Annotated in this window: 17 protein-coding genes; 7 read left to right on the top strand and 10 right to left on the bottom strand. The window is 49.9% G+C overall.

The annotated features are described in order from the left end of the window. Positions 1-471 precede the first annotated feature (471 nt). Positions 472-651 (bottom strand): hypothetical protein, encoded by a 180-nt coding sequence (locus tag CLV36_RS04260; RefSeq protein ID WP_106341840.1) that lies wholly within the window; start codon positions 649-651, stop codon positions 472-474. Between the two features lie 231 nt (positions 652-882). Next, complete coding sequence (noc, locus tag CLV36_RS04265; protein WP_181352819.1) at positions 883-1,716, bottom strand: nucleoid occlusion protein; 834 nt, start codon at positions 1,714-1,716, stop codon at positions 883-885. 330 nt (positions 1,717-2,046) lie between these two features. Here noc and CLV36_RS04270 point away from each other — a divergent pair, with 330 nt between their 5' ends. Together CLV36_RS04270 and CLV36_RS04275 are read left to right on the top strand one after the other, a co-directional pair. Next, positions 2,047-3,246, top strand: a complete 1,200-nt coding sequence (locus CLV36_RS04270; RefSeq protein ID WP_106341841.1) for a ParM/StbA family protein — start codon at positions 2,047-2,049, stop codon at positions 3,244-3,246. 162 nt (positions 3,247-3,408) lie between these two features. Further along, positions 3,409-4,875 carry a hypothetical protein gene (locus CLV36_RS04275; protein WP_106341842.1) on the top strand — a complete coding sequence of 489 codons (1,467 nt, stop codon included), beginning with the start codon at positions 3,409-3,411 and terminating at the stop codon, positions 4,873-4,875. Between the two features lie 67 nt (positions 4,876-4,942). Here the strand turns inward: CLV36_RS04275 and rsmG are convergent, their stop codons facing one another. From rsmG to rpmH, 8 genes are all read right to left on the bottom strand, one after another. Continuing rightward, positions 4,943-5,665: a 16S rRNA (guanine(527)-N(7))-methyltransferase RsmG gene (rsmG, locus tag CLV36_RS04280; protein WP_106341843.1), complete on the bottom strand. Its 723-nt coding sequence runs from the start codon at positions 5,663-5,665 to the stop codon at positions 4,943-4,945. Positions 5,666-5,747: 82 nt separating this feature from the next. Continuing rightward, positions 5,748-7,643, bottom strand: a complete 1,896-nt coding sequence (mnmG, locus tag CLV36_RS04285) for a tRNA uridine-5-carboxymethylaminomethyl(34) synthesis enzyme MnmG (protein ID WP_106341844.1) — start codon at positions 7,641-7,643, stop codon at positions 5,748-5,750. Between the two features lie 17 nt (positions 7,644-7,660). After that, positions 7,661-9,037 carry a tRNA uridine-5-carboxymethylaminomethyl(34) synthesis GTPase MnmE gene (mnmE, locus tag CLV36_RS04290; RefSeq protein ID WP_106341845.1) on the bottom strand — a complete coding sequence of 459 codons (1,377 nt, stop codon included), beginning with the start codon at positions 9,035-9,037 and terminating at the stop codon, positions 7,661-7,663. Positions 9,038-9,242: 205 nt separating this feature from the next. Next, on the bottom strand, positions 9,243-9,869 hold the full coding sequence (gene jag / locus CLV36_RS04295; RefSeq protein WP_245888284.1) for an RNA-binding cell elongation regulator Jag/EloR: 627 nt from the start codon (positions 9,867-9,869) through the stop codon (positions 9,243-9,245). A 5-nt stretch (positions 9,870-9,874) separates the two neighbouring features. Further along, entirely contained in the window at positions 9,875-10,591 is a 717-nt protein-coding gene (locus tag CLV36_RS04300; protein WP_083464936.1) for a YidC/Oxa1 family membrane protein insertase, read from the bottom strand. A gap of 76 nt (positions 10,592-10,667) precedes the next feature. Next, complete coding sequence (yidD, locus tag CLV36_RS04305) at positions 10,668-10,919, bottom strand: membrane protein insertion efficiency factor YidD (protein ID WP_022737281.1); 252 nt, start codon at positions 10,917-10,919, stop codon at positions 10,668-10,670. 13 nt (positions 10,920-10,932) lie between these two features. Next, positions 10,933-11,298 (bottom strand): ribonuclease P protein component, encoded by a 366-nt coding sequence (gene rnpA / locus CLV36_RS04310; protein ID WP_022737280.1) that lies wholly within the window; start codon positions 11,296-11,298, stop codon positions 10,933-10,935. Between the two features lie 120 nt (positions 11,299-11,418). Further along, the gene (gene rpmH, locus CLV36_RS04315) at positions 11,419-11,553 is read right to left on the bottom strand and encodes a 50S ribosomal protein L34 (protein WP_083464932.1); all 135 of its coding nucleotides are present in this window, start codon (positions 11,551-11,553) and stop codon (positions 11,419-11,421) included. A gap of 599 nt (positions 11,554-12,152) precedes the next feature. Here rpmH and dnaA point away from each other — a divergent pair. From dnaA to remB, 5 genes are all read left to right on the top strand, one after another. After that, the gene (gene dnaA, locus CLV36_RS04320; protein ID WP_181352820.1) at positions 12,153-13,502 is read left to right on the top strand and encodes a chromosomal replication initiator protein DnaA; all 1,350 of its coding nucleotides are present in this window, start codon (positions 12,153-12,155) and stop codon (positions 13,500-13,502) included. 349 nt (positions 13,503-13,851) lie between these two features. Then, on the top strand, positions 13,852-14,985 hold the full coding sequence (gene dnaN, locus CLV36_RS04325; protein ID WP_106341848.1) for a DNA polymerase III subunit beta: 1,134 nt from the start codon (positions 13,852-13,854) through the stop codon (positions 14,983-14,985). A gap of 23 nt (positions 14,986-15,008) precedes the next feature. Then, entirely contained in the window at positions 15,009-15,224 is a 216-nt protein-coding gene (gene yaaA, locus CLV36_RS04330; protein WP_022737277.1) for a S4 domain-containing protein YaaA, read from the top strand. 14 nt (positions 15,225-15,238) lie between these two features. After that, a complete protein-coding gene (gene recF / locus CLV36_RS04335) occupies positions 15,239-16,360 on the top strand; it encodes a DNA replication/repair protein RecF (protein WP_106341849.1) in 1,122 nt (373 codons plus the stop codon). 1 nt (position 16,361) lies between these two features. Then, complete coding sequence (gene remB / locus CLV36_RS04340) at positions 16,362-16,616, top strand: extracellular matrix regulator RemB (protein ID WP_102991126.1); 255 nt, start codon at positions 16,362-16,364, stop codon at positions 16,614-16,616. Positions 16,617-16,621 lie beyond the last annotated feature (5 nt).

Below are 16,621 nucleotides of genomic sequence, written 5' to 3' on the forward strand. Positions count from 1 at the left end.
GAGAGTGCCGAAGAGCGCGGGCAATGCTCCCGACAAACTTTCCTGTACGCTTGCCCCTTTGGGCTGGCGCACCCCGGATGGTTAAGGCAAGGAAACTGGGTTTCAAGCAGTCTAGCCTTGACCATATCACTCCTTGGTCTTGCGCATCCACTTGACATCAGCCATGCAAGCCTTGCGCGTTACTGACAGGCGATGTTCCCTGATCGGCGTTTCCCCCTCAGGTAAGTCAGTCGACCATCGGGATCTCTCTCTAATCCCGAGCTTCCTTTGAAGCGATACTCACCGCCCCTTACGGACGCACGCCCACGCCTCCTTTTTGATTGGCAATTGCAATGATTTTGCCCATTGTTCCACCTCTTCTCCCAAACATCCGCTGGCATGTTCGAGGATTCATCGCCCCGCTCCATGAACCGGGGCTTTCCTGCCTATCGTTGTAGCGAGATTGGAGTAAAGCAAAGGTGCCGCATGCCGCTATTCCCCACCCTTAAACCGTTCAAGCTCTCCATTCTCAGGCCATCCTGTTTCCTCATGAAACTTCAGCCTATTAAGCAGAAGGGGATGGCCAAACGCCTTATCCCGGAAACAAACCAATTCTCCCCATTCAAGGCGTTTCAACCCATTTCCAGGCAAGCGACGCCGCTTCCATTCCATGCCGTTCTTCTCTTCATGCGGGGCAAAACCGGGATCGAATTCCCTTTTCCCGCTTACAACGACGTTTCAAAGCTCTTGTAAAGAAAAAGAGGCGACCGCCTCCACAGACGTCTTGGCGAAACCATCCTGTCCAACCGTCTTTGAAGCTTTGTTGCCTCGCTTTTCATTCTTTTCTCCCTTTATTTTAATAATAGTCAAGTGAGAACGAAAGGAAAAAATCATGAAATCGTTTTAATCCCCCTGTTTCGGAATGCGGATGATCACCTCATAAAACTCATCATGCTCCTGTTCATCCGCCTGCACCAGCAAGCCGCTCTGCTTCACCATATCCACTGATTGCCGAATCGTATTGATGGCGATGCGTAAATCGCGAGACACTGACTTGCGCCGGCTTTTCTTCGTTTTCTCCGTGGAAGCCAGCAGTTTGCTGATTCGCTCTTCCGTCTGTTTCACATTCAAATCGTGTTCAATGATATCCGCCAACACCTGCAATTGCAGCGCCTCATCTTTGAGGGACAAGAGCGCCCGGGCATGCCGCTCGGTGATGGATCGCTTGAGCAAGGCCGTTTGCACCTCTTCAGGTAAATGCAACAGCCGCAATTTGTTCGCAATCGTTGATTGTCCTTTACCCAAGCGCTGTGCTAAACTTTCTTGTGTCAACTGATTCAATTCCAACAATCGTTGATACGCATGTGCTTCTTCGATTGCCGTTAGATTTTCCCGTTGCAAATTCTCAATCAAGGCGGCCGACGCCGCTTGGTTGTCAGTCATATTGCGAATGATCGCCGGGACGGTTTCCATGCCTAGCTTTCTAACTGCCCGCAGGCGCCGTTCACCCGCAATCAGTTCATAACCCCCGTGCCCGTTCCGTCGCACAACTATCGGCTGAATAACGCCATGCGAACGAATGGACTGGCACAATTCATCAATCCGATCTTCTTGGAAGACCGTTCGAGGTTGATACGGGCTTGGCTCAATGATTTCCACTGAAATGTGCTTCACTTGGTCCAGGCTTTTGTCCTCTTTATCCACCAAACCGAATAGTCGTGTGAACGGTTGTTTCATTGACACAGACACCACCTTACGGTTATCTCGAAGTAGCCCGATCTATTAATACCATTCGCTGGCAGTCACATCACACCCTGCCCGCTGGCCATTTCTCAAAAAATGTTCAGGAAATGTTCCACGTGAAACATGGCCAACCCTTCTGGTGACAAATGGTTTCATTGCATGGATAGCGCGCAAATCTGTGTGATATTCTTGTCAGTTTTTTGGCTGTTGCGTAAATTGCACATCTTTGTAGATATTGGTCTGATTCTGTTGACCCTTCGCCTTCACAATTGATAGAATCGTGGGAAGAAGGGCATTTCATTCACTTGAGGAGGATATCTGAAAATGAGTGTACCTGTATACATAGGGAATGACCAAGGGTACTATGGCACCAAAGTCGTCACACGTGCCAACGGCAAGTTCTATAAGATGTTTATTCGGAACATGGTCGTTCCGAACCGCGTCGGGGAGATCACTTATAACAATGATCCACATAACATTATGTATCGTGAACGTGAAGGTGACCGTGAATGGTTCTGCGGTAAGCTGGCCATTGAACAAGCCGGCGATGATGAACTGTTCGACTCCCATAAGCGTCGGTTATTCAGCCCTACTTGGTTCCGTGAGCAAGAATATCTGATCATGTTCCGCGTGAGCACGGGATTGATGTTGCAAGGAAGCACGGAGCCGGTAGTGTCCGTCGCTCTGCCGACTGATAGCTATATTGATTATAAAGATGAGCTGAAACGCCGTCTCATCGGTAAACATTCCTTTGAAGTGAAACAAGGCAACCTGCCATGGCGCCGGATTGAGTTTGAAATCAAGCGTGAAAATCTCTTCGTGATCAGCCAGCCGATGGCCACCCTCTTCCACATCGCCTTGGATCGGGATGGCAAACTGTTGAATGAGGACCTGTTCATTCAAAAAGTGAGCATCAACGATTTAGGATTTGGTACTTCAGACATTGAAACGTTGCACGGAGAAACCATCATCAAACGTCAAAGCTTCACCTCCCGCCATGCAATGCTCAATGTGTATGAATTGTTGGCGAAACGCTTGCTGGACTTCACTCGCCAAGCTGATCCAGATTCCAACGGAAAAGAATACCCCATCTGGAGTTTGCCTCGCGTAGTGCGTTCCGGCGAGATCAGCTTCAAAGGGAAAGTGCATGACGTTAGCGCGATCGTCCAAGAATGCATCAAAGAAGTGGGTGAAGCGTTGGTCAACGAAGTTTGGAACCGTCTCGACTACGGGGATGACATCACCTACATCATCCTAACCGGTGGGGCTTCCATTCCGTTTAAACCGTTTTACCGTGAACGCTTCGGGGACAAGCTGATCTTCGCTGAAGATTACGGCATTGAAGCTCAATTCGCCAATGGCTTCGGGCTGTGCAAGTTTGCCCAATCCAAAGCTCGTGCAGTACCAACCAAAGACATGCTGGAAGCAGCAGCCACGATTCACCAAGAATTCCATGTACCTGACTCCTTCGCGGAAGCGGCTGCAGTCACCGAGAAAAAAGTCGGCAAATCGGTAAAAAAATGAAACAATACACAACCCCCAAGGAAACCCTTGGGGGAATGCTTTTAAAACCCATTTTTATAAAATAACCCTAGCGATTGCTTGAAAAAAAAGCGATAATAAAAACAGGAGAACTTGTCAGAGCGTAGGGATTCACCACCTGGCTACGAAAAAGGAGGGGGAGAAATGACACAACATGAATCCCAGTACGACTTGATCATCATCGGCACGGAACCTTCCGATCACGAAAGCGTCCGAAAATTGCAAGAGAGCGGAAAAACGGCTTACTACATTCAATTGACTCCCAACATGATTACCACCCTGGTAAGCCAATCGTTAACAAATAGGGAGTCAAGTGACGAACCCTCCTCTGCTAGCGAACATGCAGATGCGGATCTCAAATTGACATTGCACCAAACCACCTTACATACACCCACTGGGGAAACAACCACGCACACCATCCATGTCGCTAGGGGCGAGGTGAAACAAGAAGAAGAGGAGATATCCATCTCTTATTCTGAGGAAACGGCTTACCAGGAATCGGCGCATTACCAGACCCACCCCTTAGAGGAAGATGCGGAACAGGCCGATGAGGAATGGGAAGTGCTGGAAGCGCAAGAAGTTGAATACGCTAGTCCATATAGCTTTTTTCAAGAAACCCCGCCCGCTTCAACTCGCAAAAAAGGATTGCGACGAAAAAATCGGATTCCCTTCCAAGCGGAACAAGAAGAGAAAGAAGAACACGCGGTTTATCCGGTGGAACGGATCGCCTTGGAAGATGACGAACCGGAGCAAGAACAGGAAGCCTTCTCTTATTCGCCTTGGGGGGAACCTTCTTCTATGCCCAACTTGTTTACACCCTTGGCTTTTGAACCGGATTCCGCCCAACAACCTGACAATGACGAATCAAAAGAAGAGGAACCGATCCAACCTATTTATCGCGAACGGGACTTGAAACTACGGAAACGCCTTGCAGCTAACAAACGCATCCAATACATGGATCATGACGGGCCAGAACAGCAAGACAATGGGCAGCAAGCCAACCACCAACCCATGGGCCCATTTTCATTTGAATCGCAGGCTCCCATGCATCACTCACCTTTCCGTGAATCATCCTCTTATCGGGAATCAGTCTCTTACCAAGAGTCTTCCTCTTTCCAAGAGGCCGCTCAAGGGATTCAATATGAAGCGGAAGATACGCAATCGCAACCATTGGAGCCATTTTCCTCTCGCAGGCGGAACCGCCAGAAAAAAGCCCGCTTCCAGCAGAAAATCGAGTCGCTCGTGGACCATCGGGCCAACAAAGCCCCCATACAACAAAACACGGCGCCTTTTTGGGAAGAGCAACCACAACAACAAACCAATCATCAGTCTCCTTTTTTCGCCTTTGAGGACGGTCCATTATTTGAAAACACACAACCAACCATGCAACCATTCAGCCGTGACTCTTCTCAAGACGAAGAGCCGGAAATGGATGCCAGCCTGAAACGGGATGACATTGAATTTGAAGATGCCTATGGCGGCTACAACTCTTGGGAAGAATTCTTAACCCCCCATTCCGAAAACAGCCGCAAACGGCAAGAAATGGACAAAATAGAAAAAAGGAAGCTCGCTTTGCGCGGCCTCCACAGTTTAATTAACAATTTAGGGTAATGCGAAAAGCCGAATGCGCACTCCACCATCATTGAGTCATTCGGCTTTATTTTTTCTCGCAGGTTCGTCATACCAACGGCTGTTTTGTCGGTGTCCCCGCTTTGCGCGGATACGCCTTGGGCGTGTGATCCCTTTTCTGCATAATGATGAGATTGCGCGTCCCCATCGCTTCAGGAAGAACCAGTTCTTTGCGTTGGCATGTGGTTTTACCCAGCACATGCAATGCCCGCTTCGCCTCTTTCATCTCCTCTTCTGCCGACGGCCCTTTCATTGACACAAACGTTCCGCCCACTTTCACAAACGGTAAACAGTACTCCGCCAACACATTGAGGCGGGCGACTGCCCTGGCAGTGGCCATGTCATAAGCCTCTCGGAACCCTTTTTGTTTGGCCATCTCTTCCGCCCGGCCATGCACGCAAGTGACATGATCCAGCTCCAACAGATCCGCCACTTCCTGCAAGAACCCCACCCTTTTCTTCAATGAATCCAACAACGTCAGTTTTAGTTCCGGAAAAGCGATTTTTAGCGGAATCCCTGGGAATCCGGCTCCGGTACCTACATCGATCAACGAAGTCACTCGGCTTACATCCACCACTTGCGCCAAGGTGAGCGAATCATAAAAGTGCTTCACATACACCTCCCGCACATCCGTGATGGAGGTGAGATTCATCACTTCATTGATTTTGATCAAATGCTCATAATACAGCGCAAACTGTTGCAGCTGGCGCTCCGACAACAAAAGGCCCCACGGCGCAACCTGTTCCCGGAGCCATTCGCCTAGCTCATGCATAAACGCCCTCCTTAAAAACCGACCGCCCGCTCGCGACCCGTTTTGAATTCCGTGCTATGTGTGCTACTCATTCAGGTCCCGGTCATGAATCTTGTTTCAAATATGCTTTGCCGCCTTGTTCAATATGAACCATCAAAATGGAGATGTCAGCAGGATTGACGCCGGAGATGCGGGACGCCTGGCCCAAGGAAAGCGGGCGCACTTTCTCCAGCTTCTCGCGCGCTTCCGAGGAAATACCAGCAATCTTGCTATAATCGACCCAAGCCGGAATCCGCTTCTCATCCATTCGTTTCATCTTCTCCACTTGTTGCAACGCTTTTTTGATATATCCTTCATACTTCAATTGGATCTCCACTTGTTCTTCCACATCGGCCGGCAGCGGCTCCGGTGGCGGCGACATCTGCGCAATCTCCTTATACCCCAGCTCCGGACGCTTGATCAACGTCGCCAGCTCAACGGCATTATTGATTTCCGTCGTTCCCATGGAAACCAAAATGGATTGCACTTCAGGCGTCGGACGCACTTTCGTTTCACGCAATCGCTCGATTTCCCGGGCAATTGCTTGTCGTTTGCTGTTGAAGCGGGCATAGCGCTCCTCGCTGATCAGCCCGATTTCATAGCCAATGTCGGTCAATCGCAAATCAGCGTTGTCATGGCGAAGCAGCAAGCGATATTCGGCACGGGACGTGAGCAAGCGGTACGGCTCATTGGTTCCTTTGGTCACCAAATCATCAATCAGCACACCGATATACGCCTGGGAACGATCAAGGATCACCGGCTCTTTGCCTTGCACTTTACGTGCGGCGTTGATTCCGGCCATAATCCCTTGCGCCGCCGCTTCTTCATATCCCGACGTGCCATTCAATTGGCCAGCGGTGAACAGATTTTCCACCCGTTTGGTTTCCAGCGAAGGCCACAATTGCGTAGGGACGATGGAATCATACTCAATCGCATACCCCGTACGCATCATCTCTACTTTTTCCATCCCTTCAATCGTGCGCAGGATCGACAATTGAACATCTTCCGGCAAACTGGTGGAGAGCCCTTGCACGTACATCTCCATCGTCTCCCTGCCCTCCGGCTCGATAAAGATCTGATGCCGCCCCTTGTCAGCGAAGCGCACGATCTTATCTTCAATCGACGGGCAATAGCGCGGTCCCGTTCCTTCAATCACACCTGAATACATGGGCGCCCGATGCAAATTGTCACGGATAAATTGGTGCGTGCGCTCATTGGTGTGAGTCAACCAACAAGGAAGCTGGTCGGTGATGAACTCGGTCGTCTCATATGAGAAAGCCCGCGGCTCCTTATCCCCCGGTTGCTCCTCCATCTTGCTCGTATCAATGGTGTTTTTGTTCACGCGCGGAGGCGTTCCCGTTTTAAAGCGCACCATGTCAAACCCTAGTTCCAACAGATGATGCGCCAACTCAACTGCAGGCTGTTGATTGTTGGGGCCACTTTCATAAGAAAGATCCCCGATAATGACTCTCCCCCGCAGATATGTGCCAGTAGTCAACACGACCGCTTTGGCAAAATACTTCGCACCGGTGCGGGTTACCACCCCATGGCACACACCCTTGTCCACGATCAGTCGCTCCACCAGCCCTTGATGCACTGTCAAATTGGGCGTCGTTTCCAAGGTTTTCTTCATTTCACGCTGGTACAACACCTTGTCCGCCTGCGCCCGCAACGCGTACACAGCAGGGCCTTTACCCGTGTTCAGCATGCGCATTTGGATATGGGTCTTATCAATCACCTTTCCCATTTCCCCACCTAGCGCATCGATTTCCCGCACCACATGCCCTTTCGCTGGCCCCCCGATGGACGGATTGCAAGGCATGTACGCAATCGTATCCAGGCTGATTGTCAACAACAAGGTGGAACACCCCATGCGGGCGGCAGCCAAAGCGGATTCACATCCGGCATGGCCTGCTCCCACCACGACCACATCATAATGCCCAGCATCATAGGTCGTCATCTTTGTCACCCCATTCTCTATTTTCCTAAGCAGAACTGCGAAAATATTTGATCGATCAAATCCTCCGCCACGGCATCCCCAATCACTTCGCCCAAGTATTGCCAAGCGTTCTTCAGGTCAATCTCCACCATATCCAGCGGCATCCCCGCTTCGATTCCCTGAATCACTTCATCCACGCTTTCCTTGGCTTGGTTTAGCAAGTGGATGTGCCGCGCGTTGCTCACATACGTTCCCTCTCCCATGTCCATCTTGCCCAAGTGGAAGAGTTGGGAAATCGCCTCTTCCAAATCTTCGATGCCCCGCTCTTCTTTCAACGAGGTGGTGATCAGCGGCTTGTCGCCGATCAGCTGCTTGACCTCCTCCAAATCCAATTGACCCGGCAAATCCATTTTATTGACAATGACCACTGCCGTATGGCGCCCAATCAGCTCCAACAGCCGCCGATCCTCCTCGGCAAGCGGTTCGGCAAAGTTAAGTACCAGCAACACCAGATCGGCTTGTTGCAATGCTTGACGCGAACGTTCTACCCCGATCTTCTCCACCACATCCTCCGTCTCGCGAATGCCGGCAGTGTCCAATAAACGCAAAGGAATCCCCCGCACATTCACATACTCTTCGATGACGTCGCGGGTGGTGCCCGGTATATCCGTCACAATGGCCTTATTCTCTTGAGTCAGTGCATTCATCAACGAAGATTTCCCCACATTGGGGCGCCCGATGATCGCCGTTTGAATCCCTTCGCGATAGATTTTTCCCTGTTTGGCGGTGGAGAGCAATTTATCGATTTGGCTAGATATGTAGCGGCATCGCCCCTCCAAAAATTGAGAGGTCATCTCTTCCGCATCATACTCGGGATAATCAACATTCACTGCTAAATGAGCCAACGTCTCCAGAATTTCGCTACGCAGTTTGTTGATCAACCGGGAAAGCCGCCCTTCCGCCTGAGACAGGGCAATTTTGGCCGCCCGATCCGTCTTGGACCGGATCAGGTCGATCACCGCCTCCGCTTGCGAAAGGTCGATCCGGCCATTCAAAAAGGCGCGTTTTGTAAATTCACCCGGTTCAGCCAACCGGGCGCCAGCCGCAAATAACGCTTCCAACGTTTTTTGCACAGGAACCATCCCGCCGTGGCAACTCACTTCCACCACATCTTCGCGGGTGAAGGTGCGCGGTGCACGCATCACCGTCACCAGCACTTCATCTATCCGTTCCTCTGTCCGCGGATGCACGACATGCCCATAATGCACCGTATGCGTCTCCACTTCAGCCAATTTCTTTTTCCCTTTATAGAGTTGGTCGACAATCGACACCGCCTCGGGACCACTCACCCGTATGACGGCGATCCCTCCCTCGCCCGCCGGTGTCGCGACCGCTGCGATTGTATCCGTCTCCATTGTGTCACCTCTAAGATTTTCCTAATAGTTAATCTTAGCATAGCCTGAAACGGCAAGCAAAACAGATTAGTAAACAAAAAAACTCCCCGATTTGGGGAGAGACGAACTTTCGTAAACAGTGGCGTGAGCCCGATTATTGCGCTTTTCGTTTTACACGGCGTCATGAGTGGAAAGCAGCTATTTTATCGACAAAGCTCTCCGTGATTCAGCTTTGACTGTTCCACTCAATGACCACGCGGCGCTCAGGTTCGACGCCGACGCTCCGCGTGTCGATGCCCGCATGATTCTGGGCGATCAGATGCACCAGTTTCCGCTCATGCGCAGGCATCGGTGAAAGCTCCACAGAACCTTTTTTCGCTTGTGCTTCCGCCACCGCCTTTTCGGTGACGCCCACCAAGAGGTCCAAACGGCGTTTCCGATACCCGCCAGCATCCAATTGGAACCAAACCGGGGTTTCCGCCCCCCGGTTGGCCACCGTATGCGTCAACAATTGCAAAGCCTCGATCGTTTGGCCCCTGCGTCCAATGAGCGGCCCCAGCTCTTTCCCGACCAACTCCAACACCACGGCATCCTGCTCATCGAGTGGTGTGTGGACATGCACTTTCGCCTCTACTCCGAGCTTAGCGACCAACTCCGTCAGGAAGCGCACCCCTTTTTGGACGGGATCCTCCATAAGCGTGACTTCCACCACGGCTTGGCGCCGACCGATGATACCAAGCAATCCTTTATTCGGTTCAGACAGCACCCGATAGGAAATCTGGTCGCGGGAAGTCCGTAATTGGGCGCAGGCCTGGTCGAGCGCCTCTTCGATTGTTTCTGCTTCGACGGTCACTTTCGTCAACGAGCAGTCCCCTCCGATACATTGCCCTTCACTTTTTTCTTATTGAAGAAGATCAAATACTGGAGAATCGTGAAAATGTTCCCATACACCCAGTACAGGGAGAGTGCCGACGGAAACTGATACGCCAATAAAAAGATCATGATCGGCATGATCCAGAGCATCACCTTGGTTTGTGGGTTATCCGCTGCACCGGTAGCGATAAATTGCAAATACGTAGTAAACGCCGCCAACAGAGGCAAAATATAATAAGGGTCTGGTTGTCCCAATTCAAGATAGAGGAAATCAGATGTGAAGATATGCTCATTTCCCATGATCGCTTGGTAAAACGCAAACAAAATAGGGATTTGGATCAGCATGGGAAAACAACCCGCCATAGGATTGATATTGTGCTTTTGGAACAGCTTCATTGTCTCTTCCTGCAACTTCTGCTGGTTGTTTTTATATTTCTCTCTGATTTTTACGATGTGCGGTTGCAATTCTTGCATCGCTTTAGAGCTTTGTTGCTGTTTCCATGTGAGCGGGAACACGATCAAGCGCACAAGGAAGGTAACCACCAAGATCGACCAGCCATAGTTGCCGAGCAACACCTTAAACCAGTCCAACAAATCAGACATGGGAATGACTAAGAACTTCTGCCACAAACTTGGATTTTCATAATCAATCTTATATTGTTGTTGGTTTGGCGTGCAGCCAGTCAGCATGACAACAGCCATCACAAACAGCATCAGGATGGCGATGCTACGCTTATGTTTCAACACGGGAGTGCCCCCCTCATCTCTTCCATATTTATTATTGGTCCGTCCGTTTCTCCGTCCGCTTCACGGATTTCTCTGGTACATAATCAAATCCGCCAGGATGAAAGGGATGACATTTGAGCAACCTTTTCAATGTGAGCCACCCCCCCACGACAACACCGTGGCGCTGAATCGCGATCAGTGCATACTCGGAGCAGGTAGGCACAAAACGGCAGGTAGGCTGCGGCTTCAAAGGTGAGATAAACCGACGATAAAATGTTATTAGGCCTAGGGCGAACGCTTTCATCCCGATCTCCTCTTTATTTTGAAAGTGGATGCGGCGGCTTTTTCGCAAAGGCTTTTCCTTTGTTCAGCACATGGTAAAGGCTTGACCTCACTTGATGGTAATCCATGTCCTTGGCAGGGTTGCGGGCAATAACCACGAAGTCGGTGTGCGGTTGCAAATGGGAAGTCCAAGCCCGCATCGCTTCTTTGATCAACCGCTTCACTCGATTGCGCACTACTGCGTTTCCCACTTTTTTGCTGACGGAAACACCGATGCGCGGAAGCCCTTCATCCTTGCGTGCGTACATCACAACGACAAATTGGCGGTTCGCCACCGAATGTCCCGCTCGAAAAACCCTTGTAAAATCGTTTCGCCTCTTTAGACGATATTCCTGTTGCAAAGAGACGGCTCCTTCCCAAACAAAAGTACCAATCAATCACCATTATAGAGCAAAAGCGGGCGAATTAAACAGAGGGGATATAAGAAGATAGGAAAAAAGGCCACATCAGTGAGTGGCCAATTAAGCGGATAATACTTTTCTTCCTTTTCTTCTGCGGCGCGCCAATACCTTGCGACCATTTTTGGTTGCCATGCGAGCACGGAAACCATGGACATTCTTGCGCTTGCGCTTGCTTGGTTGATAAGTGCGTTTCATATAGACGACCTGGTCTTATCAGCCCACTATCTGGTGAAGCAACCATGTTGGTAACCAGATAGGGAATCCATCAACCAGGAACCCTCCCTTCTGTAACTTACTTGGATTACATACCGATGGGCAATCTCTCTCATTATAGCTAGGTGAACTGTGCCCTGTCAAGGAACGGGATTTGTGCACAAGCAGTTATCCACATGTGGATATAGGGTTTTCTATCCACGCGTTATCCCGACATTATCCTCCATCTGTCCACAACATCCACACCTGTTAATAACTGTTGACGCAATCCCTTGTGGATTGTGGATAACTTATTATTTTTCATTGTAAATACTGGTATCTTTTGATATTCTTATTTTGTTTTCTTGTGGATAATTGTCGTTTGATGGTTCTTTATCCACACAATGTGGATAAGTCGATTTGTCTCTTTCCACAGCCTGTGAAAAAAAATATCCACAGCCTGTGAGTTGTGTTGATAACTGCCTCAAACGCTTATGAATACAGGGGAAAACCTGTGCATAAATGGTTTCATAAATCTGTTTCAGTTTGGACACGTCTCTGTCCATATTTTGTCAATAAACTGTCGCAAAGGAGGGGTTCAAGTGGCTCACATACAGGAATTATGGGCAAGAACACTTGAAGCTATACAAGACAAGATCAGCAAGCCCAGTTTCGAAACCTGGCTGAAGGCGACGGAAGCCGTCGATTTGGAGGCGGATATCCTCATTGTGTCTGCTCCGAACGATTTTGCGCGCGATTGGCTGGAGTCCCGGTATGCCGACCTCGTGCGGGACACCTTACGCGAAGTAACCGGCTCGTCACTCGGAGTGAAATTTGTCAGCCACACCGCCGAAAAAAACGACGATCAAGACGAGGCTCCATCGCAACACGTTCCAGAAACGCCGGAAGAAGAGGCTCCGGCCAAGTCACAACTGAATCCGCGCTATACGTTTGACACCTTCGTGATCGGGTCTGGCAACCGCTTCGCCCATGCCGCTTCCTTGGCGGTGGCGGAAGCGCCAGCCAAAGCTTACAATCCGCTCTTCATCTATGGGGGCGTCGGCCTGGGGAAAACCCACTTGATGCACGCCATCGGCCATTATGTGCTGGGACACTCAACATCGAGCCGTGTCGTCTACATCTCGTCCGAAAAATTCACCAATGAATTTATCAATTCGATCCGGGACAATAAGACGATTCAATTTCGAAACAAATACCGCTCCGTGGATATCTTGTTAATAGACGATATTCAATTTCTAGCGGGAAAAGAACAGACGCAGGAAGAATTCTTTCACACGTTCAACGCCCTGCATGAAGCCAACAAACAAATCATCATTTCCAGCGACCGTCCGCCCAAAGAGATCCCCACGCTGGAAGATAGGTTGCGTTCCCGATTCGAATGGGGCTTGATCACCGACGTGCAGCCGCCTGATCTTGAAACCCGGATTGCGATATTGCGCAAGAAGGCGATAGCTGATAATTTAGATGTTCCGAGCGAAGTCCTCGCCTTTATCGCCGACCGCGTCGACACCAACATTCGCGAGCTGGAAGGGGCGCTCATCCGGGTCGTCGCTTACTCTGCGCTGATGAACCAGCCGGTTTCGCCGGAGTTGGCAGCCGAAGCGTTGAAAGACATCATGCCGCATTCGCGCCCCAAGGTAATCAGCATCCAGGACATCCAGCAGGAAGTGTGCAATTACTACCGGTTGCGTGTGGAGGAGTTAAAAAGCAAGAAGCGAACCAAGTCGGTCGCTTTCCCGCGCCAAATCGCCATGTACCTCTGCCGTGAATTGACAGACCACTCTCTGCCCAAGATCGGGGAAGATTTCGGCGGACGCGACCACACCACAGTGATTCACGCCCATGAGAAGATCAGCCGCGTCCTAACTCAAGACCCACAGCTGGAACAGGCGATCAACGAGTTGACAAGCCGCATCAAACGCAGATCATAACCCTAGCAACCCGCTTGAGGGAATTATTCTTCTTATATAGAAATCCCGATGTCGAATTTTTTGTCTAACTTGTGAACGGCGTTTTTCTCTTTCTATTTTTAAGTGGAAGTCTTCACTTTTTGCACAGCCCTGTGAATGATGTGGACAACTAGGGACAGCCTATGCACACTTTTTCCACACCCGTGTATAGGCTGTTCATCTAGGTTTAACCCACTTATACACATTATCCACAGGCCCTATTACTATTACTGCTGTTTTTAAAAAAAGATATATATGAAACAGGCACCTTGTTGATGACTCAATCCCCTTACCTTTTTTATTTTGTTTTTACATACAAGGAGGATGAATGATGAAGTTCCGTGTGGCCAAAACAGCTCTGGTTGATGCCGTATCGCAAGTATCCAAAGCGGTATCTTCCAAGACGACCATTCCTATCTTGACAGGGATGAAAATTCAAGCCGATGAAGAGGGACTCGCTCTGACGGGGAGTAATTCCGATATCACCATTCAAGTACGTGTACCCAAGAAGAAAGATGATTTAGAACAAGTATTTGTGGAAAAAATGGGTAGTGTCGTTCTGCCCGGCCGTATTTTTGCCGATTTGGTGCGCAAACTCCCAGGTGATCAAGTAGAATGGGTGGTCAATGAGAAATTCCAAGCAACGATTCGCTCCGAAACAGCCGAATTTCATTTGAACGGATTTGATCCAGTAGAATATCCGCGGTTGCCACACTTATCCACAGACCAGATGTTTAGCATTTCTGCAGACACGTTGAAGTCCTTGATCCGCCAAACCGGTTTTGCGGTGGCAACCAATGAAGCGCGTGGGGTGTTGACAGGTGTGCTGTTTCAATTGGAGCGGGGAGTTCTCACCTGTGTGGCAACAGATAGCCACCGCTTGTCCAAGCAGCAGGCTAGCGTGGAGGGCTCCGAGGATATCTCGCTCAGCAATGTGATCGTTCCCGGCAAAAGCTTGTCAGAGCTTGCCAAAACATTGGCCGATTACACTGGGGTTGTGGATATCATCGTCGCCGAAAACCAACTGCTTGCCAAAACAGATGGATTGGAATTTTACTCCAGATTGTTGGAAGGGATGTATCCGGACACCAATCGTGTCATTCCGCAAAATGGGGAGACGGAATTGATCTCTTCCACCAAAGAATTGTTACAATCCGTTGATCGTGCGTCGCTTATTAGTCGGGATGGACGGGATAATGTGATAAAATGGACGTTAAGAGACGGAAAAGTAGAAGTCAATTCCGCCGCTCAAGATATCGGAAGCGTTACGGAAGAAGTGGTCGCGAAAGTGAATGGACCAGAGCTGAGCATCTCTTTCAATGCGAGGTATATGATGGAGGCCCTCCGTTCGATTGAAAGCGACGAGATTCGCATCCAATTCACCGGACCGATGACGCCGTTTCTCATCCTGCCCACTGCCCGCGAGGATTCTTTGCACTTGATCGTCCCCATTCGCACCCGATGACGGGCATAGGAGGGTTTGCCATTTTGAAAAAAATTCACATAGAAGGCTCTTATATTACACTGGGCCAATTGCTTAAAATGTTAGATATGATTGACAGTGGAGGACAGGCCAAGCACTTCCTCATGGATGTTGAAGTGAAAGTGAACGGTGAAGTGGAAACGAGAAGGGGAAGAAAGCTTTATCCACAAGATATTGTGGCAGTGGATGGTTTTGGTTCGGTGCAAGTGGTCCAAGACTAAGGGAGGAACCCCGCTTGCGTGTAGAAAGCTTGGAATGCAAACATTATCGTAATTTAAGTGATGTCTCTCTTTCCTGTCCGGAAGAGCTTCATCTCTTTGTGGGCCCCAACGCCCAAGGGAAGACCAATCTGCTTGAATCGTTGTATTGTTTGGCGTTGGGGAAATCCCACCGTTCCCGTTCACACAAGGATCTCATCCAGTTTGGCCAAAATCATGCAAACATCAAAGCGAGCGTAAAAAGAGGACAGCAGGGCGTGCGCCTCGAAGTAAAACTTTCCGAAAAAGGGAAAAAAGTGATTCGAAACGGCATCGAACAGCGAAAGCTGAGCCAATACATCGGCACGTTGCCCGCTGTCCTTTTTGCTCCAGAAGATCTCGCTATCGTCAAAGGAAGCCCGCAAATCCGGCGGCGCTTTTTAGATATGGAGATCGGGCAAGTCAGCCCCACTTATGTGCACAACCTGACCCAACTGAACAAACTGTTGACGCAGCGCAATAGCTTGTTGAAGCAGTTGGCGCAAAAAAGAAACGCTCAGTTTTCGTTGCTGGAGGTGTTGGATGAACAGTTTATCCACATCTCCGTTCAATTGTGGAAAAAACGCTTTCAGTTCCTCGCCTCTTTGCAAGAATGGGCCAAAGAGATCCACCGCGCGATCACCCGCCAGCAAGAAGAACTCCTGGTGGAGTACCGCTCTTCCTTGCCGATATCCGCTTTGCAAGATGAACAAGAATGGGGTAACCTACTGAAACAGGAATTGGAACAGAAGAGGGATAAAGAACTGATGCGCGGCAGCACGCTGGTCGGACCGCATCGGGATGACCTTTATTTGTCTGTAAACGGATTAAATTTGCATTTGTACGGCTCTCAAGGACAGCAGCGCACCGCCGCCTTGTCCCTGAAATTGGCTGAAATTGAACTCATCCGCCAAGAAACGGGCTATTATCCAATTTTATTATTAGATGATGTGTTGTCAGAGCTTGATGATTCACGCAAAACGCATTTGCTTGAGGCGATTCGCGGGAAAGTGCAAACATTTGTCACCACGACCGGCTTGGAGGGGATTGACCCCGAAACGATTGCGCGGGCCCGCATTTATCAGGTGCGGCAAGGGAGCATCACAGAACTGGGGGGATAAGGTGTTTATTCACCTGGGAGGCAGTCGCATGATATGCATTCGGGAGGTGGTGGCCATCTTGGATGCAGGCGCGACGGAACAAGCGCCCAATGAGGCGCATTTTGTACAATTAGCCAAAAAAGCGGGGAGGCTGGAACACATTTCCCCAGATGAGGTCAAGTCCTACGTGATTACCAAAGATCGCGTGTTCGCTTCGCCCATCTCATCAACCACCTTGAAAAAAAGGGCGGATCAGAGCCAGAAGCCGTGGAAATGACCTGT

The sequence above is a fragment of the Laceyella sediminis genome (assembly GCF_003003125.1).
Classification (GTDB): domain Bacteria; phylum Bacillota; class Bacilli; order Thermoactinomycetales; family Thermoactinomycetaceae; genus Laceyella; species Laceyella tengchongensis.